Annotated in this window: 17 protein-coding genes; 10 read left to right on the top strand and 7 right to left on the bottom strand. The window is 70.1% G+C overall.

Annotation, left to right across the window (positions count from 1 at the left end; all coding sequences use genetic code 11):
• The first annotated feature begins 133 nt into the window (after positions 1–133).
• From BSZ36_RS15855 to BSZ36_RS15845, 3 genes are all read left to right on the top strand, one after another.
• Positions 134–1,765 (top strand): hypothetical protein, encoded by a 1,632-nt coding sequence (locus tag BSZ36_RS15855; protein WP_094550702.1) that lies wholly within the window; start codon positions 134–136, stop codon positions 1,763–1,765.
• 76 nt (positions 1,766–1,841) lie between these two features.
• Positions 1,842–3,407, top strand: a complete 1,566-nt coding sequence (locus tag BSZ36_RS15850; RefSeq protein WP_094550700.1) for an acyl-CoA carboxylase subunit beta — start codon at positions 1,842–1,844, stop codon at positions 3,405–3,407.
• Positions 3,408–3,629: 222 nt separating this feature from the next.
• Entirely contained in the window at positions 3,630–5,753 is a 2,124-nt protein-coding gene (locus tag BSZ36_RS15845; protein WP_094550698.1) for a LysM peptidoglycan-binding domain-containing protein, read from the top strand.
• Between the two features lie 79 nt (positions 5,754–5,832).
• On the opposite strand, the gene BSZ36_RS15840 is transcribed toward BSZ36_RS15845, so the two are convergent.
• From BSZ36_RS15840 to BSZ36_RS15830, 3 genes are all read right to left on the bottom strand, one after another.
• Positions 5,833–6,237 (bottom strand): HIT family protein, encoded by a 405-nt coding sequence (locus tag BSZ36_RS15840; protein ID WP_094550696.1) that lies wholly within the window; start codon positions 6,235–6,237, stop codon positions 5,833–5,835.
• A gap of 33 nt (positions 6,238–6,270) precedes the next feature.
• Positions 6,271–8,028: a 2-succinyl-5-enolpyruvyl-6-hydroxy-3-cyclohexene-1-carboxylic-acid synthase gene (gene menD / locus BSZ36_RS15835; RefSeq protein ID WP_094550694.1), complete on the bottom strand. Its 1,758-nt coding sequence runs from the start codon at positions 8,026–8,028 to the stop codon at positions 6,271–6,273.
• A 72-nt stretch (positions 8,029–8,100) separates the two neighbouring features.
• Complete coding sequence (locus BSZ36_RS15830; protein ID WP_179271226.1) at positions 8,101–9,447, bottom strand: isochorismate synthase; 1,347 nt, start codon at positions 9,445–9,447, stop codon at positions 8,101–8,103.
• A 154-nt stretch (positions 9,448–9,601) separates the two neighbouring features.
• Between BSZ36_RS15830 and ubiE the strand changes: the two genes are divergently transcribed.
• Both ubiE and BSZ36_RS19060 read left to right on the top strand, forming a co-directional pair.
• Positions 9,602–10,330 (top strand): bifunctional demethylmenaquinone methyltransferase/2-methoxy-6-polyprenyl-1,4-benzoquinol methylase UbiE, encoded by a 729-nt coding sequence (gene ubiE / locus BSZ36_RS15825; RefSeq protein WP_094550690.1) that lies wholly within the window; start codon positions 9,602–9,604, stop codon positions 10,328–10,330.
• A gap of 71 nt (positions 10,331–10,401) precedes the next feature.
• A complete protein-coding gene (locus BSZ36_RS19060; RefSeq protein WP_143536934.1) occupies positions 10,402–10,593 on the top strand; it encodes a hypothetical protein in 192 nt (63 codons plus the stop codon).
• Between the two features lie 47 nt (positions 10,594–10,640).
• Here BSZ36_RS19060 and BSZ36_RS15820 read toward each other — a convergent pair whose 3' ends face one another.
• Entirely contained in the window at positions 10,641–11,777 is a 1,137-nt protein-coding gene (locus tag BSZ36_RS15820; protein WP_094550688.1) for a PQQ-dependent sugar dehydrogenase, read from the bottom strand.
• Between the two features lie 110 nt (positions 11,778–11,887).
• On the opposite strand from BSZ36_RS15820, the gene BSZ36_RS15815 reads away from it, so the two are divergent.
• Positions 11,888–13,894 carry a TonB-dependent receptor family protein gene (locus tag BSZ36_RS15815; protein ID WP_094550686.1) on the top strand — a complete coding sequence of 669 codons (2,007 nt, stop codon included), beginning with the start codon at positions 11,888–11,890 and terminating at the stop codon, positions 13,892–13,894.
• Positions 13,895–14,002: 108 nt separating this feature from the next.
• Here the strand turns inward: BSZ36_RS15815 and BSZ36_RS15810 are convergent, their stop codons facing one another.
• Positions 14,003–15,709, bottom strand: coding sequence for a dipeptidyl-peptidase 3 family protein (locus BSZ36_RS15810; RefSeq protein ID WP_094550683.1), 1,707 nt, complete (start codon positions 15,707–15,709; stop codon positions 14,003–14,005).
• A 204-nt stretch (positions 15,710–15,913) separates the two neighbouring features.
• On the opposite strand from BSZ36_RS15810, the gene BSZ36_RS15805 reads away from it, so the two are divergent.
• Positions 15,914–16,387 carry a hypothetical protein gene (locus BSZ36_RS15805; protein ID WP_094550681.1) on the top strand — a complete coding sequence of 158 codons (474 nt, stop codon included), beginning with the start codon at positions 15,914–15,916 and terminating at the stop codon, positions 16,385–16,387.
• A 103-nt stretch (positions 16,388–16,490) separates the two neighbouring features.
• Here BSZ36_RS15805 and murJ read toward each other — a convergent pair whose 3' ends face one another.
• Positions 16,491–18,392, bottom strand: coding sequence for a murein biosynthesis integral membrane protein MurJ (murJ, locus tag BSZ36_RS15800; protein ID WP_094550679.1), 1,902 nt, complete (start codon positions 18,390–18,392; stop codon positions 16,491–16,493).
• Positions 18,389–18,826, bottom strand: a complete 438-nt coding sequence (gene aroQ, locus BSZ36_RS15795) for a type II 3-dehydroquinate dehydratase (protein WP_094550677.1) — start codon at positions 18,824–18,826, stop codon at positions 18,389–18,391. Before aroQ ends, murJ begins: the two co-directional genes overlap by 4 nt.
• A gap of 225 nt (positions 18,827–19,051) precedes the next feature.
• On the opposite strand from aroQ, the gene BSZ36_RS15790 reads away from it, so the two are divergent.
• The 3 genes from BSZ36_RS15790 (at position 19,052) to BSZ36_RS15780 (ending at position 25,026) form a co-directional block, all read left to right on the top strand.
• Entirely contained in the window at positions 19,052–20,233 is a 1,182-nt protein-coding gene (locus BSZ36_RS15790) for an endonuclease/exonuclease/phosphatase family protein (RefSeq protein ID WP_094550675.1), read from the top strand.
• 184 nt (positions 20,234–20,417) lie between these two features.
• Entirely contained in the window at positions 20,418–22,631 is a 2,214-nt protein-coding gene (locus tag BSZ36_RS15785) for a hypothetical protein (protein WP_143536933.1), read from the top strand.
• Between the two features lie 133 nt (positions 22,632–22,764).
• Positions 22,765–25,026 (top strand): T9SS type A sorting domain-containing protein, encoded by a 2,262-nt coding sequence (locus BSZ36_RS15780; protein WP_094550671.1) that lies wholly within the window; start codon positions 22,765–22,767, stop codon positions 25,024–25,026.
• The last annotated feature ends 40 nt before the right edge of the window (positions 25,027–25,066 follow it).

The following is a 25,066-nucleotide window of genomic DNA, read 5'->3' as shown; positions in this document are numbered from 1 at the left end:
GCTGGATTCTCCTCGCCCCCCGGGCGCGAGCGCGGCCGCTGCGCCGTTGACCGCCTCTGGCGCCAGAGGCCTGTGCCAGCCCCGCCCTTCCCAGCGCCTGCGCGCTAGCTTCGCGAACCGCCCCTCTCCACACATGCTCGACGCCCTCTCGGACGCGCTCGCCCGTCAGATTTTTGAGACCCTCGCCGCGGACCGCTCGCACGCCCGCGCCGACCTCGCTCAGCTCCCGCCGCTTCTCGCGCACGCGATGCGCCAGACGCTGGAGCGCGAGGCCGGCGCGCGCCTGGACGAGGCCGCGCCGTGGCTCAGCCGCACGCCGGAGGCGTGGCGTGAGGAGGCGCTTGCCGGTGCGCGCTTCCCCGCCGATGCCTGGAAGCCTGCCGTCCGCGAAACATGCAGCGAGCTCTTGGCGACTCTGGTCATGCCGTCGGAGGCGCTTCCCGAGCAGCTGATCCCGGAGGGGACCGCTCCGGCGCCAGAGGTGCTGCACGGGCTGAAAACGCTCGGCGTGTACCCGTACCTCGCCGAGATCGTGCGCCGCTATGTCGAGAAAAAGGGCATGGAGACGTTCGAGCGCGAGGAGCTCGGGCACCTTCTCGCGCGGATCGACCGGCGCGTGGCGAGCGAGCTGGACGCGGACGGGTGGATGGCGCTTCTCGCGCCGCTCTACGAGGTCGTCGGTGGGATTCCGGAGCAGGACGGCGACGTGCCCGGTCTCGTCCTCGCCGAAGCGTTTTCCGCCAGAGGCTGCCCCGGATTGGGTCGCGAGGTGGTCTCGCGTACCGAAGTCGACCGCGACGCGCTACGCGGCGTCCTGACGCGCACGCTGCCGCCCTCCGCCTCTCCGCCTCTGGCGCCGGAGGCGACATCCCCGATCCCAGCGGACCCCGAGCTTGCGCACGCGGCGGCCGAAGTCCACGCCGTCGACGCGCCGATGTCGGCCGAGTCCGACGACATCGAGGACGCGGATGTCGTGGACGACGCGGCGCTGGCGCCAGAGGCGAAAACGCCAGAGGCGCCACGCTCCTCCTCGGACTTTCTCGCCGCGCTGATCGACGGCGCGCCCCAGGACGAGCCGGACCACACCGACGAGCCTCCTGCGGCAGACCCCGATGAAGCTCTAGAAGACGAGGCTCCCAAAGACGCAGCGCCAGAGGCCGCAACGGCGGAGAAGGACGCCGCGGAAGCGGGCCCGGCTGCTCCCGCCGGTTCCCCGCTCGATGCTCCGATCCGTCACCTGGAGGAGCCAGAGGACCTGGACGGCCCCGCTGCGCCAGAGCCGCCAGAGGCGCCCCCTGCCCCGGCTGTCGCCTCCGAGCCCGAGTCGGAAACGCTGCTCGACCGCCTCGCGCGGCAGCGCGGCCAGACGCTCGGCACCGACGCGCCTCTGGCGACGCCCGAGCCCGCCTCCGCGGACCCGCTCTGGAAACGGTTCGCGCAGGGCGGCACGCCAGAGGCTCCGCCTCCCGCTCCCACGCTCCACGACGCCATGACGACGCCCGCGCCCGACGCGCCGTTGGAAGCCCACGAGGCCGCCGTGCTCGGCGAGGCCGCCGAGAATCGCGACTGGTACACCGAAAACCTCTTCGGCGGCGACCCGGCCGCCTACGCCCGCGTCCTCGCGCAGCTCTCCAACTCGTCCTCGTGGACGGACGCGACGCAGATCATCGGCCGCGAGGTGTTCCGCCGGTACAAGGTCAACATCTACAGCGAGCCTGCGGTGAGCTTTACCGAGGCCGTCGAATCGCGCCTCCGCCGAGACTAAGGCCGGTCCCGCGCCTCTGGCGCCAGAGGCCGGGCGGGGACGCGTAGCTTCCGGCCCCTCCGACCGAGCCGCCCCGATGCCCGACACGCAGACCGACGCCGACGCCCCTCTCGACCCCTTTGCCGACCTCGACCGGCGCCGCGAAGAAGCCCGCGCCGGAGGCGGCGAGGCCCGCATCGCGCGGCAGCACGAGAAGGGCAAGCTGAGCGCGCGCGAGCGGCTCGACATCTTGCTCGATCCCGGCTCGTTCCAGGAGCTCGGCCAGTTCGTCCGTCACCAAGCCGTCGGCTTCGGCCTGGAGCGCCAGAGGCCCTACGGCGACGGCGTCGTGACCGGCTGGGGCAGCATCGACGGGCGGATGGTGTACGTCTACTCCCAGGACTTCACCGTTTTCGGCGGCTCGCTCGGGCTGGCGCACGCGCGCAAAATCGTGCAGCTGATGGAGCTCGCGCTGGAGAACGGCGCGCCCGTGATCGGCCTCAACGACTCCGGCGGCGCGCGCATCCAGGAAGGCGTGGCGGCGCTCGGCGGCTACGCCGACCTGTTCCTGCAGAACACCCTCGCCTCTGGCGTCGTGCCGCAGATCTCGGCCATCCTCGGGCCGTGCGCCGGCGGCGCGGTCTACAGCCCCGCGATCACGGACTTCACGTTTATGGCGCGCGGCACGAGCTACATGTTCGTGACCGGCCCCAACGTGGTCAAAACCGTCACCAACGAGGTGGTCACGCAAGAGGAGCTGGGCGGCGCCGACACGCACGCGAGCCGCTCCGGCGTGGCGCACCGCGCGTTCGCGAACGAGGCCGCGCTGCTGCTCGGCATCCGCGAGCTCATGGGCTACCTCCCCTCCAACTGCGAGGACCCCGTGCCTCTGGCGCCAGAGGCCGCGCCGGAGTCGGTGGACCTGGACGGCATCATCCCGGAGTCGCCCAGCACGCCGTACGACATCCATGACGTGATCCGAGGCGTCGTGGACGCGAAGAGCTTTTTCGAGATCCACCCGGACTTTGCCGAGAACATCGTCGTCGGCTTCGCGCGGCTCGGTGGCCGCAGCGTCGGCATCGTGGCCAACCAGCCGGCCGTCCTCGCGGGCGTGCTGGACATCGACGCGAGCGTCAAGGCCGCGCGCTTCGTCCGCTTCTGCGACGCGTTCAACATCCCGCTCGTCGTGTTCGAGGACGTGCCCGGCTTCATGCCCGGAACGGACCAGGAGTGGAATGGCATCATCCGCCATGGCGCCAAGCTGCTCTACGCCTTCTGCGAGGCGACCGTGCCCAAGGTGACCGTCATCACGCGCAAGGCCTACGGCGGCGCGTACGACGTGATGAACTCCAAGCACATCCGCGCCGACCTCAACCTCGCGTGGCCGAGCGCCGAGATCGCCGTCATGGGCCCGAAAGGAGCCGTCGAGATCATCCGCAAGCGTGAGATCGCCGCGGCGGACGACCCGGCCGCAGCCGAGGAGCAGTTCACCGAGGAGTACCGCGAGCGGTTCGCCAACCCGTACGTCGCCGCCGAGCGAGGCTACGTGGACGACGTGATCCGCCCGAGCGAGACGCGCCAGAGGCTGATCTCGGCGATGACGATGCTCCAGAACAAGGTGCAGAAGCTGCCCCGGAAGAAGCACGGCAACCTCCCGCTGTAGGCCTTGCGTGGGATGCGGGGAACGGCCTCGGCCTCTGGCGCCAGAGGCCGAGCCTCGCGGCGTTCGTTCAAGAATCGGCCTAGCCCCTTGACGCAGCATGAAGGCGCGCGGTAGGCTAGCGCCCCGGGTCGCGGGAGGCGGATATGTGCACGGTGTTGGGCATCGCTCTCTCGCGCTTTACTTTAGGCATTCCCTGTAACCCCTTCCTAGCCCCGCGCTTTCATGCCACGATTCTTCTTCGCGGCGGCGCTGCTGTTCGTCTCGGCCCCTCTCCTGGCCCAGTCCGTCCCCACGGAGGTCGCGGTACCGGCCCTTCGCACTCAGGCGAGTGCGTCGGCCCGTTCCCTCGCCTCGGTGGACGTGGACGCGCTTTCGGAGACCGAGCTCGCACGCCGCGTCGCCCACCTGTACCAGCGCCACGCTGACCTCCTCCTCGCCGCCGCCGACGGCCAGGACTCGCGCTACGCCTCCCTTCTGGAGGGCTTGGTGGGGGACCTCGAGCTTCTGGCGCAGCGCCCCGGGATGCTCTACGAGCCGCGCTTCCGCGAGCTCTACGCCTCGGTCCTGACCGAGAAGGAGCTGTTCTACGGGACCGAAACCCTTGACCGCGGCGACATCTATGCCGTCAACGCCGAGGCCTTCCGGATGATCTACGAGCCCAATGAGCCGACGCTGGCGTCGGTCCGGCTCCCGGTCATCGTCAGGACGCGGGAAATCGTGGAGGCGACGATCCCGATGGAGGTCACGCCGAGCGTGGAGAGCAGCCTGCGTTATCTCTTGCGCCGCCCGAGCCACGTCGCCACGCTGCGCCAGCGCGCCGACACCTACTTCCCGATGGTGGAGCGCATCCTCGCCGAGGAGGGCGTTCCGGACGAGCTGAAGTACCTCGCGATGGTGGAGAGCGCGCTCAACCCTGTCGCCCGGAGCCACATGGCTGCGGCAGGCATGTGGCAGTTTATCCGCGCGACGGGCGGCGCCTACGGCCTGCAGGCCAACGGCGACATCGACCACCGCCTGGACCCTGAGCTCTCGACGCGCGCCGCGGCCCGCCACCTCCGCGACCTCTACGACCGCTTCGGTGACTGGCAGCTCGCGCTGGCCGGCTACAACTGCAACCCGGCCGTTATCGCGCGCGCCGTGCGGCGCTTCGAGGACCAGACCGGACACAAGGCCACCTTCTGGGACATCGATCACGCCATCCCGAAGGAGACCCGCGGCTACGTCCCGATGTTTATCGCGACCTCGCTCATCCTGAGCAACCCGGACGCCTACGGCTTCGAGGCGCCTGAGCCCGGCCCGGTATACGCGTTCGACCGCATCCCGGTCGCCCCAGGCACGAGCCTCTCCCAGGTCTCGCGCACGATCGACGTGGACGAGGCCGTGCTCCGCGCCCTCAACCCCATGCTCCGCCGTGGCCGCGTGCCCAGCACGCGCATGCCGCACACCATCCGCGTCCCGCAAGGCTTCTACGAGCGGCACGCCGCACAGCTGGACCGCCTCGCCTCGCCAGAGGCGGAGGGCATGGGCCTCGTCGCCGAGACCATCAGCTTCGGCCCACGCGCCGTGCGGCCTCTGGCGAGCGAGGAGCCGGCCGAGATCCTGATCGCGGCCCGCGAGGCCGCTGGCGCCGAGTCTGGAAGCCGCACGCTCGTCGCCACGAGCGGCGCGCCGACGCGTCCGCCGTTGCCTCCGGCCACGTTTACGCGCCCGGAGCGCGCCGTCGCTGAGCCCGTGGCCGCCGCACCCCAGGCGACGGAAGTCGCGGAAACGGTCGCCGTTGCCGAGTCGCCGCGTGTCGCGGCGTCCCCTGCTGCCCGAGAGGCTGAGCCTCTGGCGGCGGCCGAGCCCGTGAGGGATGATGAGGCGCCAGAGGCCGCGCCCGCGCCTGAGCCCGTCGCGCAGACGGCGCCAGCACCCGCTCCCGAGCGTGCTGCGGCTCCCACGCCGCCCGTTCGCCTCGCAGCCAGCACGCGCAATGCTCGCCCGACGAGCCACCGCGTGCGGAGCGGTGAGCACCTGACGATGATCGCAAACCAGTACGGCATCCGCGTCAGCGATCTCCAGGGCTGGAACGACCTCGACACCGACGTTATCCGCGTGGGTCAGCGCCTCCGCCTGACGGCGCCGGACGGGTACAACCCGCGTGCGGCCCGCGCCGCCCGGGCCCGTGCCGCCACGGCAACGCGGACGACGACGCACCGCGTCGCCAGAGGCGAGAACCTGACGCAGATCGCGCGGAAGTACGGCGTCTCGCTGAGCGACCTCCGCCGTTGGAACAGCCTCTCCGGCGACACCATCCGCCCGGGGCAGTCGCTCAAGATCGAGCGGAGCGGCGTGCGCGGCTAAGCGCCCCTTCTGTTTTCTCTCGCGAGGCCCGGCGGTTGCGTCGGGCCTCGCTGCGTTTCAGGCCTCTGGCGCCAGAGGCCTACGCCTTGAGCGCGGCCAGGAGCGCGTCGAACCGTTTCTCGATCTCCGGGTGGTCCGTCCACGACGTGTCCTGGCCGTCGCCCTCGCGGCGGGGCAGGATGTGCACGTGGAGGTGGAACACGTCCTGCTGCGCGTGCTCGCCGGAGTGGTTGAGAACCTCCACGTTCTCGATGCCCAGCCTCTCGCGGTAGAGGTCCGCCACGTCTTTCACAGCAGCCGAGACGCCGAGCCATTCGTCGGAGGGGATCGCGAAAAGGTCGGCGTGGTGGCACTTGGGTACGACGAGCGTGTGGTACTCGGCGGCCGGGCCGGTCGCGAAAAAGGCGAGCGCGGTCGGCGTCTCGTGCACGATCCAGGCGTCGGCGTCGCCGCGGATGATGGCACAGAACGGGCAGTCGTCCATGGGACCGGAGGCCTCTGGCGCCAGAGGCGCGGCTTAGAGCGTTGCGCCGACAGCCTCGGCGCAGCGGGCGGTGATCGCGCGGTGCAGCGCGGCGTTGGCGTGGCGGTCCGTGCACACCTCGATGATCGCGCTCGCGCCAGAGGCGAGGGCTTCTTCTAGATACCGCTCGAAAAAGCGCGCAGAGTCTGGCGCGTAGTACCGGAGACCGAACATAGCCGCGGCGTCCGCGAAATCCAGCCCGTGCGGCGTGCCGAAAAACGGCTCGAAGGCCTCTGGCGCCAGAGGCGCGGGGCCTGAGCCGCCGGGCGCGATGGGCAGAAAGTGGAAGATGCCGCCGCCGTCGTTGTTGACGGCCACGACGACCACCGGCGGGCCGGAGCGCAGCAGCGCGAGGCTGTTCAGGTCGTGCAGGAGCGCGAGATCGCCGATCAGCAGGACCGTGGGCGCGCCGAGACCTCGCGCCACGCCCCCAGCCGTCGCCACGGTCCCATCGATGCCGCTGGCGCCGCGGTTGGCGAAGACCGGCGCCAGAGGCTGCCCGAAGCTGTCCACGTCTCGGATCGGCATCGACGCTGCGACCACAAGAGCGCTAGGCGCAAGGGCAGCGACGGTCCGCGCGACGTGCGGTTCGGTGATCTCGCCGCCGCTCAACGCGTCCTCGATGACACCCGCGACGGCGCCAGAGGCCGCGTTCCACGCCTCGCGCCAGCCCGCCTCTGGCGAGGACCGGACGGCGGCAGCCAGCGCGTCCAGCGCAGGTCCAGGATCAGCGGTGATGCGGTGCGTGACGCGGTGCGCGGGGTCCAGCCGCCCCGCCTCTGGCGAGATGCGGATCGCCAGAGGCGCGCGGTCAATCAGTGCCTGGAGCCGCTTCGAGGTCGGCCGGGCACCGACGTGGACGACGGCATCCGGCGCGTGCGAGGCCGCAAACGCGGCGCTGCTCAGCGCGAGATCGTAGAACGGGGCGCCAGAAGCCTCTGGCGTGCGGGCGCCCGAGAGCACATCGGCCAGAAGCACCCAGCCGGTCGCCTCGGCCGCGCGGCGGCACGCGGCGGCGTCGGCGCCCTGCCCAGCCACGAGGAGGACGCGGCGACACCCGCTCAGCGCCTGCGCGGCGCTCGCGACAGCCTCTGGCGCTGGAGCAGTCCTGACCTCGATGGTTTCGGTGTAGGGCGCCACGCCAGAGGCCCAGGCCTGGAGGTGATCGGGCAGCGCGCCCGTCCCGTTCTCCACCGGCGCCAGAGGCTCGCGAAACGGGCAGTTGAGGTGCACCGGACCGGGGTGCAGGCCTCTGGCGCGAGCGACGGCGTGCGCCGCGCTCGTGAGCACATACGCGGGGTCCACCTCCGGCGTAGGCGGCGCGAGGTCCGTAGCCCAGCGCGCGACCGACGCGAAAAGCGGCGGCTGGCGGATGGTCTGGTTCGCGCCCGTGTCGCGCAACTCGGGTGGCCGGTCGGCCGTGACGAGGAGAAGCGGGACGCCAGCGGCGTCGGCCTCGACGGCGGCGGGGAGACCGTTCGCGACCGCCGTGCCGCTCGTCGTGATCCACGCGGCGGGGATTCCGGTCGCGCGTCCGATCCCGAGCGCGAGAAACGCGCCGCCACGCTCGTCGATGTGCACGTGCGCCTCGGCGCGAGGGTTTTGCGCAACCGCCGCCGCCAGAGGCGTACTCCGGCTGCCGGGCGCCACGACGAAGTGCGTCACGCCATGGCGGACCAGTTCTTCTACCAGAAGCGCGGCCCAGAGGTGGTTGGCGTTCGGCGCGTGGAAAACGGAGTCGGGAGCGGGCATGGCCTAAGATCGCGTGGCGCGAGAGCACTGACAGCGGCGCCTCTGGCGCCCCCAGATCGGGGCAGGCGCCGGCTACGCGTCCAGGCCGAGCGCGTCCGCGAAGGCACCGAGCTTGGCTTCGGTCTCCTGCCACTCGGCCTCGGCTTCGGACCCGGGCACGATGCCTGCGCCCGCGTAAAGCGCGAGGTCCGTTCCGCACACGAGCCCGGAGCGGATGCCGACGGCAAACTCCGCCCCGTCGCGCCCGACCCAGCCGACCGGGCCGGCGTAGAGCCCGCGGTCGAAGCCTTCCAGGTCGCGGATCGCTGCGAGCGCCTCTGGCGTGGGCGTACCGCCAACGGCGGGCGTCGGGTGCAGCGCGTTCATCGCCGCCAGAGGCGTCACGTCGCCACGGAGGTGAGCGCGGAGCGGCGTCTTGAGGTGCCGCACGCGCCCCGCCTCGATCTGGCGCGGCGCCTCGACGGCGACCAGCGACGCCAGAGGCGCGAGGGCCTCGGAGATGAAGTCGCGCACGAAGGCGTGCTCGCGGCGGTCCTTCTCGCTGCCGGCAAGCTCGTCGCGGAAGGCGAGCGCCCCGGCGCCCTCCCCCTTCCGGCGCGTGCCCGCAACGGCCTCCGTCCACGCGCGGCGTCCCTCTACGCGCACCAGGCGCTCGGGCGTGGCGGCCACGAACGTGCGGCCTTCGCCATCGCTGAGCAGCACGTGGAAGGCCTCTGGCGCCGCGATGGTCAGCCGCGCGAGCAGGGCCGCGGGGTCGAGGCCTTCTTCGAATCGGTAAGTGGCGCGGCGCGCGAGGACGACCTTTTGCACATCGCCGCGCTCCATCGCCGCGAGCGCCGACGCGATTGCCTCATCCCAGCGCTCGCGGTCCGGGCGGTCCAGCCGCGCGACGGGAAAGTCCAGGCGCGTCGCCAGAGGCGGCGCGTCGAAGGTGAGCGCGTCTAGGGCGGCGCGGAGGTCGGCGGGCGTGTCGCGAGAGGCGACGGCGTTCAGCGCCAGAACCGTCCGGTCGCCTCTGGCGACGAGTTCGACGCGCGGGAGCACGAACCGGCCGGAGCCGAAGCCCGCCCATTCCGCCTCCGGCGCCATCGAGTCGTCGAAGCGGAGGCCGCCGAGGTAGCGCGCGCCGTCGGGGAGCGCCCGCGCCGCTTCGTCCAACCTCGCGAACAGGTCCTCGCCCTCGATCACGTCCGCGGCACCAAGCGCGGCGCGGCACGAGCCGTCATCGCGGCCGTGCCAGAAGGCCTTTTCAGAGCCGTCCTGTGCGGCCAGCCATGCCAGAGGCTCCACGGCGTCGGGCAGAAGCGTCTCCACGCGGATCACGCCCCGCCGCTGGCGGAGCGCTTCGGTCGCTTCGCGCCAGAGGCGGGGGCGGGGGCGGGGGCGGGGGTCAACGGCGGTGTGGAGGCGTGCGGACACGGCGGGAGGCCGGGGATGCATAGGGGATTACCCGACCTGTATCGGCAGGTTTCAGAAAATAGTGAAAGTTGACCCGAATGCACGGGGCAGTCACACAACGCGGCACCGGGCGGCCTCTGGCGCGTGTGAGGCTAGATCCACCCCTTGTTTTTCGATGACAAAGCCCCCCATCGGCCAGGCCCCCGGCAAAGCGGTCCAGGTCGAGGCCATGTTCGACGAGGTCGCTCCGCGCTACGATTTTCTCAACCGCGTCGTCTCCGGCGGCATCGACATCTGGTGGCGCAAGAAAGCTGTCCAGATGCTCCGCGCCGGCATGGACCGCGCGCCTGAACGCCTGCTCGACGTAGCGACGGGGACGGCAGACCTCGCCGTCGAGATGCTCTCGCTGAACCCCCGCGAGGTCGTGGGCTCGGACATCTCAGACGGGATGCTGGAGGTCGGTCGCCAGAAGCTGGCGCGCAAGAACCTCGACGATCGCATTACGCTCGTCCAAGCCGACGCCGTGGATATGCCCTTCGAGGACGGCGCCTTTGACGGCGCAACGGTCTCGTTCGGCGTGCGCAACTTCGAGGACCTGCGCGCGGGCTTGGAAGGCATCCGCCGCACGCTCAAGCCGGGCGCGCCGCTCGTGATCCTAGAAACCAGCCAGCCCACGCGTTTCCCGTTTACAGTCGGCTACAAGCTGTACGTCGGTCACATCATGCCGCGCCTGGGCAAGTGGTTCAGCGGCAACGCCGAGGCGTACGAGTACCTCCCGGAGTCCGCGCAGCGCTTCCCCTCTGGCGAGGCGTTCCTCGCGGAACTGCGAGCGGCCGGCTACTCCGACTGTGTGGCGAAGCCGCTCACGTTCGGCGCCGTGAGTCTGTATCGGGGGCTAGCGTAGCGCCAGAGGCCGCCGGAAGGGCGAACCGGCTTGCGCCTAACCCGTAGGCACGGCCCATCTCTCCCCCTTCCATGTCTAAGCCTCCTACCCGCGGATTCAGCCCCACGGGGTACATCATGTTCGGCGCCGCGGCCCTCGCCATCGTTCTCTTCGTTGTCCTGCTCGTGACCCAACGTGGGTGCAGCCAAGACGTTGAGAGCGGCAGCGACGACCTCGCGCGCGTGTACGTCGACGGCGGAGCCGCCTTCGCCGCTAGAGCCTAACTCCCGGCCTCTGGCGCAGCGTGGCCGCGGCGCCAGAGGCCGAACTGCTACTCCGCCGTTAGCGGCGAGAGGCGCCACACGTGGCCGTCGCGGTCGTCGGTGAGCACGTAAAGGTGGCCGTCCGGACCCTGCTCTACGTCACGGATACGGGCGCCGAGCGGGATGATCTCCTCGTTCGCAACGGCGCCGTTCTCGAGGTTCAGGCGCACGAGCCCCTGGCGCGAGAGGCTGCTGATCACGAGGCTCCCGGTCCACTCCGGGAAGACATCGCCCGTGTAGAAGATCATGCCGGAGGGCGAGATGACAGGCGTCCACTGCTTCACGGCGTCGGTGAACTGGGCCTCGCCGTCCGGGTCTGGAATCTGTGAGCCGTCGTAGTTGTCGCCCCAGCTCACGACGGGCCAGCCGTAGTTCGTGCCGGGCGTGAGGAGGTTCAGCTCATCGCCACCGAGCGGGCCGTACTCCGCCTCCCAGATGTCGCCAGAGGCCGGGTCGAACGCGATGCTTTGCACGTTGCGGTGGCCGTAGCTGTAGATCTCCGGCAGCGCGTCCTCGCGGCCCACGAACGGGTTGTCCTCCGGCACGGAGCCGTCGCGGTTGAGCCGTACGACGGCGCCCATGTGGTTGGTGAGGTCCTGCGCCGGGTCGAACTGGAAGCGCTCGCCAAGGGTGAGAAACACGTGGCCCTCTGGCGAGAAGCCGATACGGCCGCCGAAGTGGAGCCCGTTGGAGAACCACGGCGTCTGGGTGAACATCACCTCCCAATTCGTCAGGCTGTCGCCCTGCATCGTCGCGCGGCCGAGAGCTGTCGCGGACGACGAGCCCGGACCGGGGCGCGAGTACGAGAGCCACACGTGCTGGTTGGCCGCGAAGTCAGGGTCCAGCGCGACGTCGAGGTAGCCACCTTGGCCCTGTACGTAAGCCTTCGGCCCACCGGGGACCTCTGGCGAGACGTTGCCCTCCGTGTCCACGATGCGAAGGCGCCCGGCGCGCTCCGTGACGAGAAGCCGTCCGTCGGGCAAGAACGCCATGCCCCACGGGTGCACGAGGCCGCCGGTCACGTCGAGGACCTCGACGTTGCCCGCGTCGGTTGCGACTTCATCGGCGGACTGGCCGGGGAGCGTCTGCGCGCACATCGGCGCGGCGAGCAGCAGGAAACAGAGGGCGAGAGCCGAGCGGATCATGGCGGGAGTAGGGAGTTCGTCCCTCAGAGACCCAAACGCTTCCCGAGGTGTTCCGCGCGGGCCTCTGGCGTGCGTCCGGAACGCCACACCCGCGCGCGTGTCCTCTGGCGATGCGACGACTCCTCACGCTCACGCTCCTCCTCGCCGCCTCTGGCGCCAGAGGCCAGGCCCCAGCCCCCGACACCCTCGCGCTCCCGTCGGTCCGGGTAGAGGCCACGCGCAGCGAAGGCGGCATCGCGCGCGCGCCGTTCAGCGTGGCCGTGATCGAGCGCGGCATCACCGAGCGAAGTGCGAACGCGGGCGCCGGGCTGGAGACCGCGCTGCGGTCGCTCCCCGGCCTGTTCGTGGCCGACCGCGAAAACGCGGCGCTCGGCGAGCGGCTGATCGTGCGCGGGCAGGGCTACCGCTCCGCCTTCGGCGTGCGCGGCGTGCAGGTCGTACTGGATGGCATCCCGCTCACGCTCGCCGATGGCCAGGCCGTGCTCGGCGTCGTGGACCCCGAGACCGTCCGGCGCGCCGAGATCGTGCGCGGCCCCGCGAGCGCGCTCTGGGGGAACGGCAGCGGCGGCGTCCTCTTCCTCGACACTGTCCCGCCAGAGGACACGGCGACGGCGCAACTCACCGGCGGCGCCTACGGCCTGATCCGCGCCTCTGGCGAAGGCGCGACGCGGCTGGGAGCCGGGCGCGTCGGGCTCGCGGTAAGCAGGACCGAGCGCACCGGCTACCGCGACTACAGCGCGCAGGAGGTGTACCGCGCCAGAGGCTTTGCCGACCTGCCGCTCTCCCTCCGCGCCGACCTGCGGATTCTGGCCGCGCTGGAGGAGTCGCCGCTGCTCCAGCATCCCGGCGCGCTCACACTGGAGGACCTGGAAACGGACCGGCGGCAGGCCGAGACGCGCTACGTGGACTCCAACTCAGGCAAGAGGAGCACCCAGGGGCAACTCTCCGCGCGGCTCCGCGCCGTCACGCCAGAGGCCACCTATTCGGCCACGGCCTACGGCATCGCGCGCGACCTCCGCAACCCGCTCCCGTTCGCGTACATCGGCGTGGACCGCCTCGCGGGAGGGCTTCGGCTGAGCGCCGAGCGCGATCTGGGGCCTCTGGCGGTTGCCCTCGGTGCCGATGGCGCGGTCCAGCGCGACAGCCGGTTCAACGCGCCCAACGAGAACGGCGAGCCGGGCGCCGTCCGCGATCTGGATCAGCTCGAAACCGTCGCCAGCGGCGGGCTTTTCGCACGCGCCGGATTGCCTCTGGCGGGGCCACTCCGCGCCGAGGCCGCACTTCGCGCCGACCGTGTCCGCTTCTCCGCCGATGACCGGTTGCTGAGCGACGGCGACCAGAGCGGATCGCGCACGCTGGGAGCGTTCAGCCCGCAGGTCGGACTGAGCTACCGATCCAGAGGCGTGCTCGCCTTCGCGTCCTTCGCGACCGGCTTCCAAACGCCGACGACGACCGAACTCGTCAACCGTCCCGAGGGCGGCGGCGGGTTCAACGCCGAGGTCGGGCCGCAGCGCTCGTCCGGGGTTGAACTCGGCGCCAGAGGCGTCATTTTGGGCCGCGCGCTCGTGGACGTGGCCGTGTACAGCCTGGTCGTGCGCGACGGGCTCGCGCCGTTCGAGGGCGAGGACGGGCGCACGTTCTACGCCAACCGCGAGCGCACCACGCATCGCGGCCTCGAAGCCTTTGCCGAGTGGTCGCCTCTGGCGGACGTCCGCGCGACGGCGACGTACGCCTACAGCCGCCTCCGTTTCGCTTCGGCCCATGGGACGGACGAGTTGGACGGCAACACGCTCCCGGGCGTGCCCGAGCACCGCCTCTCGGCGCGGATCCGCTTCTCACGCGGCGGCTTTTTCCTCGCGCCAGAGGCCTCGGTCCGCTCGCGCCTCTGGGCGGACGACGCCAACACGGCCGACGCCTCTGGCGCCGTCGTGCTGGACCTCGCGCTGGGCCACGAGGGCCTCCGCGCCGGCGGCGCGACGCTCCTCCCGTTCGTCCGCATCCAGAACGTGCTGGACGCCCAGACGGTCGGCTCGGTCGCCATCAACGCCAGAGGCGGACGGTATTACGAGCCCGCGCCAGGCCGCGGCGTGAGTGCGGGGCTGAGCGTTCGTCTGTAGGGGCGTATCGCATACGCCCCCTTCGGTGCCACAGCCTCTGGCGATGCGCCGAGGCCCCTGGCGCATCGCCAGCATCGAGCGGACACACCAGCGGTGTGTCCCTACGGATCATTCGCCAGAGGCCTCTGGCGAGAGGCCCAGCACGTCCACGCCCTGCTCGAAGACGACATCCACCGGGATGCCCGCCGCGGCGAGCTGCTCCAGGCTCGCGGTCAGCGCAGGCGTCATCTCGCCGTAGGTCGCCGCGAAGGCGGCGGTCGCGTCGTAGTCGCCGTCGCCCTGGAGCATCAGCAGGTCGCGGGAGAGGCCGTCGGTGGCCTCGGCCATTTTCTCGAGCACGACGCGCCAGCGGCCGTCGTCCTCTTGCACGATGGCGCCCTTCTCGACGAAGTAGTTGAAGCGCACGAGGTTGGCGCGGCCGTGCGCGCTGCTCGCCCCAAAGCGGACGCTGCGGAAGATGGACGCCACGAAGGTGACGTAGTGGTCCTCTAGCGTCGCCTCGGTCCACTCGCCGCGCTCGATCAGGCTCGTGACCATGTAGAGGCCCAGCACGTCGGCCTTGCCCTCCTCGATCGCGCTCGCGTTGTCGCGCAGCGCCTCGCGGACGGTCCCGTTGCCCGAGACCGTGTTCTTGATGCCCAGCCCGTGCGCCACCTCGTGGAACATCGTGTTGCCGAAAAAGGCGTCGAACGTCACGTTGGCCCGTTGCTCCTCTACGATGAGCTCTTCCGTAATGGGCCGCAGAATGCGGTCGAACTTGGCGCGCATCGCGTTTTTGAGCTGCAACCGGCGGCTGCCCTTCTGGAGCTGCACCTCCTCATCGTTGGGCAGGTTGATCGCGATGGTCTTGGAGCCCGCGTTCGCATCTCCGCCGACGTAGAGCACGTCGTAGGCGCCGAGGTCGGCGTCGGTCCCGGGCGTTTCGGTCTTGTAGGTGCTATCCACCGGGAGGCCGCGCTGAAGCTCGGGCAGGAGTTCGGCGTAGCGCTGCAAGCGCGCGCTCCACTCGGGGTCCTTGAGCAGCACGTACGCCTCGTGCGCCGCCTTGAAGCCCATCAGCTGGTCCTCGTACGTCTCGATGGGGCCGATCACCACGTCGAGCGGGTTCGTCTTCATGTCCATCCACGCGAGGTCGCTGGGCTGGTAGTTGCCCGTCTCCAGCGCGTCGGCGCGGAGCTCCAGGTAGGTCTTGAGCCCCGCGTCCTGCGCGAGCGCGGCAGCGCGCCGCAAGAGGCCCGCCGCGCGTTCGTGCTGCTCGGCAAAGGCGACGTGGTACGGCGTCCCGTTCAGGCGGCCTCTGGCGTTGCGCCGGACAACGGTGTACAACCCGAGCAGGTCGCGCTCCGGGTAGAGATCGGCCGCCTCACGGATGGCCTCTGGCGTGGCGCCGCGCGGGTAGAGGTTGGCCCCCAGTGGCTTCGGCCCGACGCCCGGCAGGAACGGCGCGTTGCCGTCCAGGCGGTCCCACGGCCCGTAGTTGATCATCACGTAGCGCCTGGCGGCCTCGCTGTCCAGGCTCGCGAGCAGCGAGTCCTTGTCGCCGGGGTAGGCCTGCATCCAGAACACCTCATCCATGGCCTCGGCGGCTTGGATCAGCAACGGAATCATCTGGCGCGTGCTGTCGCTGAGCCCCGAGAGGTCGGCGTCCAGCCGCACCGTTGTGTACTGCGCGAGCTTGGCGACGAGGACGGAGTCCTCCTGGGGCGTCAGGCCGTCGGTCGTGGCGGTAGGGCTCACGGCGGGCGCGCTCTCGGCGCGGCAGCCCGCGAGCACGGCGAGCGCCGCCAGCGGCAGAAAGAGCAAAAAGGGCTTCATCGTGGGCTTCGGGTGGGGATTTGCCTGAAACCTACGACGGGGCGTTCCAGCCGATGGGAAGCCCGGCCCCAAGGAAGCGCCCGCTGAAACCGTCGCCAAAGGCCTCTGGCGCGAGAGGGGCACGCCCCGCGTCGCAAGAAGCCGCGCTTCAGGTAGATATTCGCCTCGCGAGCGACGACCGCCCGTTCCCTTACCCTCATCTCTATGCGACTCCTGCTTCTGCTGTCCCTCACGTTCTCCCTTGCCGCCTGCGCCGACGACGCGGCGGTGGACGACGCCACGGGCTCACCCGCAACCGACAACGCCGCAGTAGTGGCCGACCCAGAACCCGCGGAGCCCGCACCAGCGGCCACCCCGCTCTCGGTCTCCGATCTCGAAGCTGGTTACTGGCTGCACTGCTCCGGGATGACTCCGCTCGACGAGGAAGCCTCGTTCGGCGAGGAAGGCCTTAGCACCTACGCTGGCAGCCGCCCCATGCAAGCGTCTGTGGAGTACGCCCTCGACGGGGACAACCTGACCGTTGACGGCATGTCCTACCGCGCCGAGTACGACGGGACGCTCCTCACGCTCACCGACGCCGACGGCCCTGGCGTGTACGGACACGTCACGGGGGACGAGGAGGCTGACCTCTCCGAAGAAGAGCGCAAGGCCCAGGCAGGGTGCCCGCCCTCGCGGTAACCGCCTCCCGCGGCGCAAAACTCCCTGGAGCCCGCGCTGCGGGCCGATGCCCACCGGGCGTCTGCTCCGCGCCAGAAGCCTCTGGCGCGGAAGGCCTCTGGCGCTAGGACCGCTTCAGGCGGCGCAGGAACTTGCCCGTCCACGCGTCGCCTTCGGGGAAGCTCAGCGCGTGGCCCAGCGCGAGGTAGCCGAAGCCGAAGACGGCCAGCACGCCCGCGCCGTACAGCCAGATGGGCAGAATGTCGACCGGAACGAAGGCGTAGATCAGGCCCGCCGGGACGGCCGCCAGAAGCGCGAGGCCTGTCATGCGGCCCGCGCGGCCCCACGGCAATGTGAAGTCCGGCGCCTGCTTTTTGAGCGCGCGCACGAGCCGCCAGAGTTCGATCCAGCCGCCAGCGGCCGAGCCCAACGCGAGGCCGACCGCGCCCATCCGCAGCGGCTCGCCCTCGCTCGCCACGCCGATGACCTCGAACACGCTCAGGCGGTCGAACACGATCATCAGCGCCGAGCCGACGATGGCGGAGATGACCACGCGCCAGACCGCGATGCGCGCGGGCGTTTTGGTGTCGTCCAGCGCGTAAAACGCGTTCTGTAGCAGCCGGCTGGCGGTCGTCGCGGCCAGACCGACGGTGTAGGCCGCGAGGACGAGGTAGACGAGCCACGTATCGTCCACGCCAAAGCTGCCGGTTTGGTAGAGCACGCCCACCACCAAGTACCCGAACGCGAGGTAGCCCACGACCGTCGGGATGACGAGGTAGAGGATCTGGCCCAGCGAGCCGCGCACGCGCTCCAGGAACGTGCTCAACTCCGTTTTCGAGATGCGCGAAAGCTCGGGGAGCTCGCTCGCGGCCACGCTCATGCCGAACAGCGAGATCGGGAGGAGGTACAGCGTCTGCGCGTAGCCCAGCGCCGCGAGGGCGCCAGCGGCCAGGAAGCTGGAGAGGAAAACATCGAGGTAGCCCGAGAGCTGGTACGCGCCGCGGCCAAGGACGACGGGCACGAACGCCTTGATGCCTTCCTTCACGCCTGGAACGGCTGTGGAGACGCTCAGGCGGAAGCCCTTCATCACGCGAAAAACCGTCGGCAGTTGGACGCCGAACTGGAGCACGCCGCCTGCGACGCCGCCGATGAACAGCGCGATCAGCAGCTTCGAGAGCGCGTCCGTCGGGACCACGTCGAGCGCGCCCACCGCCAGCGGGTCGTCGAAGTACAGGTACGCGCCGATGCCGAGCGCGACGAGCAGCGCCACGTTCCAGGCCACAGGCGCGAAGTACGACAGGAGGAACTTCCGGTGGCTGTTGAGGATGCCCAGCGCCCACGCGCTCAGCACCAAAACGGCCGTCATCGGGAAGGCCAGCCGCACGACCGCCACCGCCAAATCGTAGCGGTTGACCGCGATCTCGCCTCTGGCGAAGGCCTCGGCGTCGCCCAGCCAGCCCGGCTGGAGCACGCCGACGATGGCGTCCGCGAAGATGACGCCCAAGAGCGCGACGCCGAACGCGACGACCGCCAGGAGCCCGAGGACCGCGCCGGCAAAGCGCCCGGCGTCTTCCTCGCGCCCGTTCTCCACCATCCGGCTGTAGATGGGGATAAACGCCGCCGAGAGCGTGCCCTCGCCGAGCAGGTTCTGCAGCAGGTTCGGCGCCCGCAGCCCCAGCCGGTACACGTCTGAGAACGCGCCGACGCCAAAGAAGTAGCCGATGATGCGGTCGCGGACGAGCCCGATAACGCGGCTCGCGAAAATGCCCGCCGCCACGAGGCCGGCCGCGCTGCCCGCGCCAGAGGCCTTTGGCGTAGCCGTTTCAGCGCTGCCCGGGCCGTCGCTGCCTGAAGCGGTGCCGCTCGCCTCTGGCGGAGCATCTCCGTGCGATGCCTCGGCGTCCATCGCCGCCTCCACGTCAGCCTCTGGCGTGGACTCGGAATCCTCGGAGACGGCGCCCGGGCCGCCAGAGGCGTCGAGCGGCTCGCCCTCTGGCGCGGTGCCGTCGTGGGGGGTGCTGCTCACGGCCGGTCCGCGAAGTGCCGTACCGCCATCCGGTAGCTCTCCACGCCGAAGCCCGCGATCACGCCCGAGCAGACCGCCGCGATCAGCGACGTGTGACGGAAGGACTCGCGGGCGTACACGTTGGAGATGTGGACCTCCACGACGGGCGTGGAGATCGACGAGATGGCATCGCGCAGGACGACCGACGTGTGGGTGTAGCCTGCGGCGTTGAGCACGATGCCGGCCGTCTCCACGGTGTCCGCGGCGTGCAGCGCGTCGATCAGGCCGGCTTCGCTGTTGTGCTGCTCGAAGCGGAGCGTGAGGTCGGGAAAGTCCGCGCGCAGGCCGGTTTCGAGATCCGCCAGCGTCATCGCGCCGTAGATCTCCGGCTCGCGGATCCCGAGGCGGTTCAGGTTGGGGCCGTTGAGGACGAGAACGGCAGGGCGGGAAGACATCCTGTGCGGGGAGAGGGGCGGCAAGCTAGCGCAGCCTCCCGCGACGGCGGCCTCTGGCGCGAGCCTCTGCCGCGACCGCTTTTCGCCAGAGGCCGGTCTCCCCGCGGGAGCGCCGCCCGGCGCGCGGCCTCTGGCGCCCTGGAAGCGCTACGCGAAGAAGAGGGGAACGGTCTGGACTCGCGCACTTGACCGCATACATTCGAAGGCCCCACCGCTCCGCTTTCGATGCGTCTGTTCTCCCTTTTCGTCTCTTTCGTATTCGTCGCCAGCGGCGCCACCGCCCAGACGATCGCCCCACGCGGCACCGAGGCCACGTTCGATGTCGCCTCGTGGAACATCGAGAACTTCGGGACGGGCGCGGGCGGCACGCAGCAGCGGCTCAACGCCGCGGCGGTGATCCGGCAGGCGGACATCGACCTGTGGGCGCTCCAGGAGATCGTAGACGTGAACGACTTTAACCTCCTCGTGCAGGAACTGGAGCAGGACGGCTACGCAGGCATCCTCGGCCCCGAGCCGCGCCTCGGTGGCGACCAGCGGCTCGCGTACATCTACAAGCCCGACGTGGTGACGGTCGTCGCGACGCGCTCCATCCTGACGCAGAACGAGAACGACTTCGCGTATCGGTACCCGTTCGAGATGTTTGCGAGCGTGACCGTGGGCGACGCCGTGCAGTCGATGCAGATCATCAACATCCACGCGAAGTGCTGCGGCGACCAGGCCAGCTACGGGCGGCGCTCGCGGGCGGCGGCGGCGCTGAAGAACTACACGGACCAGCTCGCGAATGACAACCGCGCCCTGATCGTCCTCGGCGACTTCAACGACGAGCTCAACCAGTCCATCGCCGGCGGCCTCTCCCCGTACCGCCCCTACTACACGGACACGGCGACGTACACCATCGCCACGCGCGAGCTCAACCAGTCCAACACGCCGACCTACTGCTCGAACTCCTCGTGCACGTCCGGCAGCACCCTGGACCACCTCCTGTTCACGCAGGACCTCGCCGCGAGCTTCCTGCCCGCCTCTGGCGACCGCTACGGCGAGCTCGTCGCGGCGATCCAGAACTACCGCGAGTCCACGTCTGACCACCTGCCGGTCCTGGCGAGCTTCACGCTCGTTGTCGTGGCCGACGAACCCGCGCCAGAGGCTGCGGGTGTGGCGCTGCTCGCGCCGGCGCCCTCCCCGTTCCGCGAGTCGACGGCACTGCGCTTCCGCCTGGACGAGCCCGCCGACGTGCGGCTCGACGTGGTGGACGTGCTCGGCCGCCACGTGATGAGCGCCAGCGGCCCTTACGCCGCGGGCGAGCACGCCGTCACGCTGGACGGGTCCGATCTCGCCTCTGGCGTCTACGTCGTGCGGCTCGAAACGGGCGGCGCGGTGCAGACGCGGACCGTCGTGCGCACGCGCTAACCCGTTTGTTTCCGGGCGGGGCACGTGAGATGGCCCTCCCGGTTGCGGAAAGACAATCTCACCTTCGCCGTCTCTCCTTACGCATTCTGCGATACTGACGGCAGCTCTTGTTCTCCTGCCGGCTCCGCTCCCGCCTCCGTTGGTCTTCTCTCTCGATACCCTCCGCCGGACCGCCCTCACGGCGGTGCCCTTTGCGGCCCTGCTCCTCGCGCCTTTGAGCGCGGACGCCCAGCCCTTCGAGCGCGTCGCCACCGACGTTGGCAACACCGGGCTCTCGGTCACCAACGCGGGCACGCTCGGTCGGCCCGGCGTCGCCAACGACCCGAGCGGGCTGCCCTCGTTTGAGTACCCGCTCAACTCCGGCATCGAGCACCTCTTCGAGGCCGGCCTGTGGGTCGGCGCGCGGCGCCCCGACGGCGTCGTCAGCGTCCGGACCGGCGCCGTGACCTCCTCGGGAGGCTACTCCCCCGGCGCGCCGGGCTTCGAGTTTGCGCAAGAGGCCACGTTCCAGCGCCGCTCCTCGCTCCAGACCTCGCCGTTCTTCTCGCCTCTGGCGACGAGCCAGCAGGACTTCATCACGGCGTACTCGGACACGCTCGCCCTCCTGCCCGGCACGAACACGCCGCTGCCGGACGTGCAGAACCAGCTCGGGCTGAGCGTCCAGCAGACCTCTTACGCGTGGAGCTTCCCGTTCACGGAGTACTTCGTGATCGTGGAGTACGAGATCACGAACGTGAGCGGCGGCCCGCTGACCGACATCTGGGTCGGCCTCTGGGATGACCTCGTCGTCCGCAACGTGGTCACCACGACCGAGGGCGGCGGCGCCTTCTTCAACAAGGGCGCCAGAGGCATCCTCGGCTACCCGGACTACGAGGGCGGGACGGGCGCGCTCACCAACGCGAACCCGGACTCGCAGTACGTCTCCTACGCGTTCAACGCGGGCGGCCAGGAGGAGAGCCTGAACACCTACGGCTCCATCGCCTTTCTGGGCGCGGAGTGGAGCGACCCCGGAAGCGCCGGGCGCCCGGCGGCGCAGCGCTTTTTCCACCCCAACGTGGCGCAGCAGTACCGCGACCTCGGGCTTCCCGAGCCGCGCCTGAACCCGCGCTTCTGGCTCTTCGGCGGCAACGACCCGGACCCCGCGCTCGCGCGCCCCGCGGACGACCTGGAGCGCTACCAGCGCATGCAGCAGCCGTACCCCAACCCCGCCGCGTTCGCGTCGGACGCGGCCTACGAGAACGCCCGCGACGCCTTCTACGGCGGCGGTCAGGGCATCGGCCGCCTGCAGACCGACGGCACCATCGGGGCGGGCAACTGGATCGGGCTCACGTCTGTCGGCCCGTTCGCGGCGCTCGCCTCTGGCGAGAGCGTGACGGTCACCTTCGCGCTGGTTGCCGCACTCAAGCCTGAGCAGTTCCAGACCGTCCCCGTTGGCCGCGAGGCCGATACGCCAGAGGCCCGCACCAACCTCCGCACAAACGTGTTCTGGGCGCAGGAGACCTACGCCGGCGAGGACGCGAACTACAACGGCGCCCTGGACCCCGGCGAGGACATCAACGGCAACGGCGTCCTGGACCGCTACCTCATCCCCGAGCCGCCGAGCAGCCCGCAGCTCCGCGTGGAGCTGGAGCAGGGCAAGGCCATCCTCTACTGGACCGAGTTCGCCGAGCAGTCCGTGGACCCCGTGACGGGCCGCGTGGACTTTGAGGGCTACCGCGTCTACCGCTCGGACCCGGGCGACGACCGCGCGGGCAACATCCTCGGCGACGCAGGGCTCATCGCGCAGTACGACAACCCCGGCAACGAGGTCGGCTTCAACAACGGGCTGGACGCCATCCGCCTGGACACGCCGGTGACGTTCGAGGGCGACCCCAACGAGTACCGTTACCGCTTTGAGGCGGCGGGCCTCTTGGACGGCTGGCAGTACGCCTTCGCCGTGACCGCCTTCGACGAGGGCGACACCGCCAGCGGCCTGCTCCCACTGGAGTCGTCCAAGACGACCAACGCCGTCCGCGTCTTCCCAGGAACGGAGGCGGGCACCGGCAACAAGCCCGGCGTCTTCCCCAACCCGTACCGCGTGCAGGCTGCCTGGGACGGCCCGCTCTCCACGCAGCGCAAGCTCTACTTCTACAATCTCCCGGAGCGCGCCCAGATCCGCGTCTACTCCCTCGCCGGCGAGATCGTCGCCGAGATGGACCACGACGCGCAGACGGCGACCGGCGACATCCGCTGGTTCGACGACTTCAGCACCGACGACCGCGTCGTTGCCGGCGGCGTCCACGCGTGGGACATCCTCTCCGACAACTCGCTCCGCATCTCCAGCGGGCTCTACCTCTTCTCCGTCCAGGACCTCGATTCCGGGGAGACCGAGACGGGCAAGTTCGTCATCCTCCGGTGACGGTCGCCTTCGGGCGGCACCCCTCGCCTCTGGCGCCCGCCTCGGCGGCCCGCGCCCGAGGCCTCCGCGCCGCACGGCGCCCCCGCCAGAGGCCTCTGGCGCGCAAGACTCTCCTCCCCTCCCCTCCACACTCATGATGAGAAACGCTACCCTCGCCCTCGCGGCGCTGGCACTCTTCGCGGCGCCAGAGGCGCTCGCGCAGTGCACCGGCACCGCAGGCACCGACTTCCAGCGGGTCACCGTTCGCGACATCAACGCGATCCCGCAGGCCAACGTTGACCAGCTGAACTCCGCCTCCGCGGCGGGCACGCTGGACATCGCGCAGATCCAGACGCTGCTCACCAACGACCTCGAAGACGAGCTCGTCGAGTTCACCGCCGTCGTCCTCTCCAACCCACGCCTCTCCGGCCTCGCGTCGGCTGTGGACGGCATCCCGGGACGTATCCACGTCTTCGTGCGCGACATCACTGCGGCGACCGCAGGCCCTGAGGGCATGGGCATCCAGATCGTGGACGGCCGCTCCGCGCGTGAGGAGACGCAGAACCTCTTCGTCGGCGACGAGATCACTGTTTGCGGCTTCGTGAGCCCCTTCGATGGCGGCGGCAAGAGCATGCAGATCTCCCCGGTCAGCGTCACCAACAACGGCAACCCCGTTGGTGCTGGCGACCCGATCCTGGACCCGATCACGGTTTCCATCGACGACTTCCACGACGCCGTTGACGACCTGACGCAGATCGACTGGAGCGTGTACGGCGACTACAACGGCCAGTACGTCCGTTTGGTCAACACGACCGTCGTGCAGGGCGTTCAGGGCGCGCGTCCCAACGTGCTGTTCTCCGACGCCTCTGATGGCGGCGCACCGCAGACCAACCTCTACGACACGTCCGTCTGCTTCCGCAACGACCGCGACGCGACGTACTTCCCCCCCGGCCAGGCCGCAGCCTGCATCGACGACGACTTCGTGCCGCCGGCAACGGGCACGGCCAACGTGCAGGGCTTCCTGCTCTTCACCGGCGACACCGGAGGCTTCAACTACTCCACGCCGAACGGCGCTAACTTCGTCATCAACCCGTTCGAGGACACGGACTTCGAGGTCGCATCCGCGCCTCCGACCGTCTCCGTGAACGGCCCCGCAACGGTCCCCGGCCCGAGCGACGACGTGACCATCACGGCGACCATCGTGGCCGGTGACGGCACCATCGCGAGCGCGGTCCTGAACTACCGCTACGTGGTGGACGGCACCGAGGTCCAGAGCGGCCAGGCGACGCTGACGCGGACCTCTGGCGACGAGTTCACGGCCACCATCCCGGCCCGTACGAGCGACGACGCCAACGGCGCTTACGTCTTCTACAACGTTGTCGCTACCGACACCGAGGGCGGCTCGACGACGACCGACGAGCAGGCCTACCTCGTGTTCGAGGGCGCAATCAACAGCATCGCGCTGATCCAGACCGTCTTCGACGCCACCGCAGGCGCGGAGGCCAGCCCGCTCGCCACCGGCAACGCGGTCACCTTCGACCTCGACGCCGTCGTGCAGTCCATCTTCCAGACCGGAAGCGGCAACAACTGGGTCGCAACGATCCAGGACGACGAGGACCTCGCGCCGTTTACTGGCATCTGGATCTTCTTCGGCTCCGCCGACCCCGGCCTGGCCGTGGGCGACCGGATCAACATCAGCGAAGCGACCGTCACCGAGAACTTCAACGTGACGCAGCTCACGAACGTGACGTTCACCGAGACCGGAAGCGGCGCCCCTTACGGCTACGTAGAGGTCCCCACGAGCGCGTTCAACGGCTCGAACGGCGCGTTCACGGCAGAGCAGCACGAAGGCATGCTCGTCTCGTTCGACGACGTGACGGTGGTCTCCACCAACGCGGACGCCCCGAACGGCCCGTTTGGTGAGTTCCTGTTCTCCAGCGACGGCACGACCGGCAACGGCGTCCGCGCGGACGACTACTCGAACGGCCTCTCGTACACGGGCAACGACCCGGACGAGCTGCTCGACGAGGGCAACGTGCTGGACTTCGTCCGTGGCCCGCTCTACTACTCGTTCTTCAACTACAAGGTGACGCCGGTCACGACCGCCGACATCGGCGCCGTGATCAGCGCGAACGAGGGCGGCATCCAGGCCCGCACGATCCGCATCGACGGCACGTACCCCAACCCGGTGACGGGCATGGCACGCGTGGAGTATGAGCTGGACGCCGCTGGCCCCGCCACGCTGCGCCTGTACGACGTGACCGGCCGCGAGGTCGCCACGCTCGCCTCTGGCGACACCGCCGCTGGCGCGCACGTCGCGACGCTCAACGCTGCAGGCCTCGCCTCTGGCGTCTACGTCCTCCGCCTGGAGGCCGCCGGTGAAGTCACGACGGCCCGCATCGCGGTCGTCCGCTAACCCTCCGTGGGCCCGGCCTCTGGCACCTTCTCGCCAGAGG

The sequence above is a fragment of the Rubricoccus marinus genome (assembly GCF_002257665.1).
Taxonomy (GTDB): domain Bacteria; phylum Bacteroidota; class Rhodothermia; order Rhodothermales; family Rubricoccaceae; genus Rubricoccus; species Rubricoccus marinus.
Note: the sequence above shows the minus strand (reverse complement) of the source record. Positions and strands in the feature narration are given on the sequence as shown.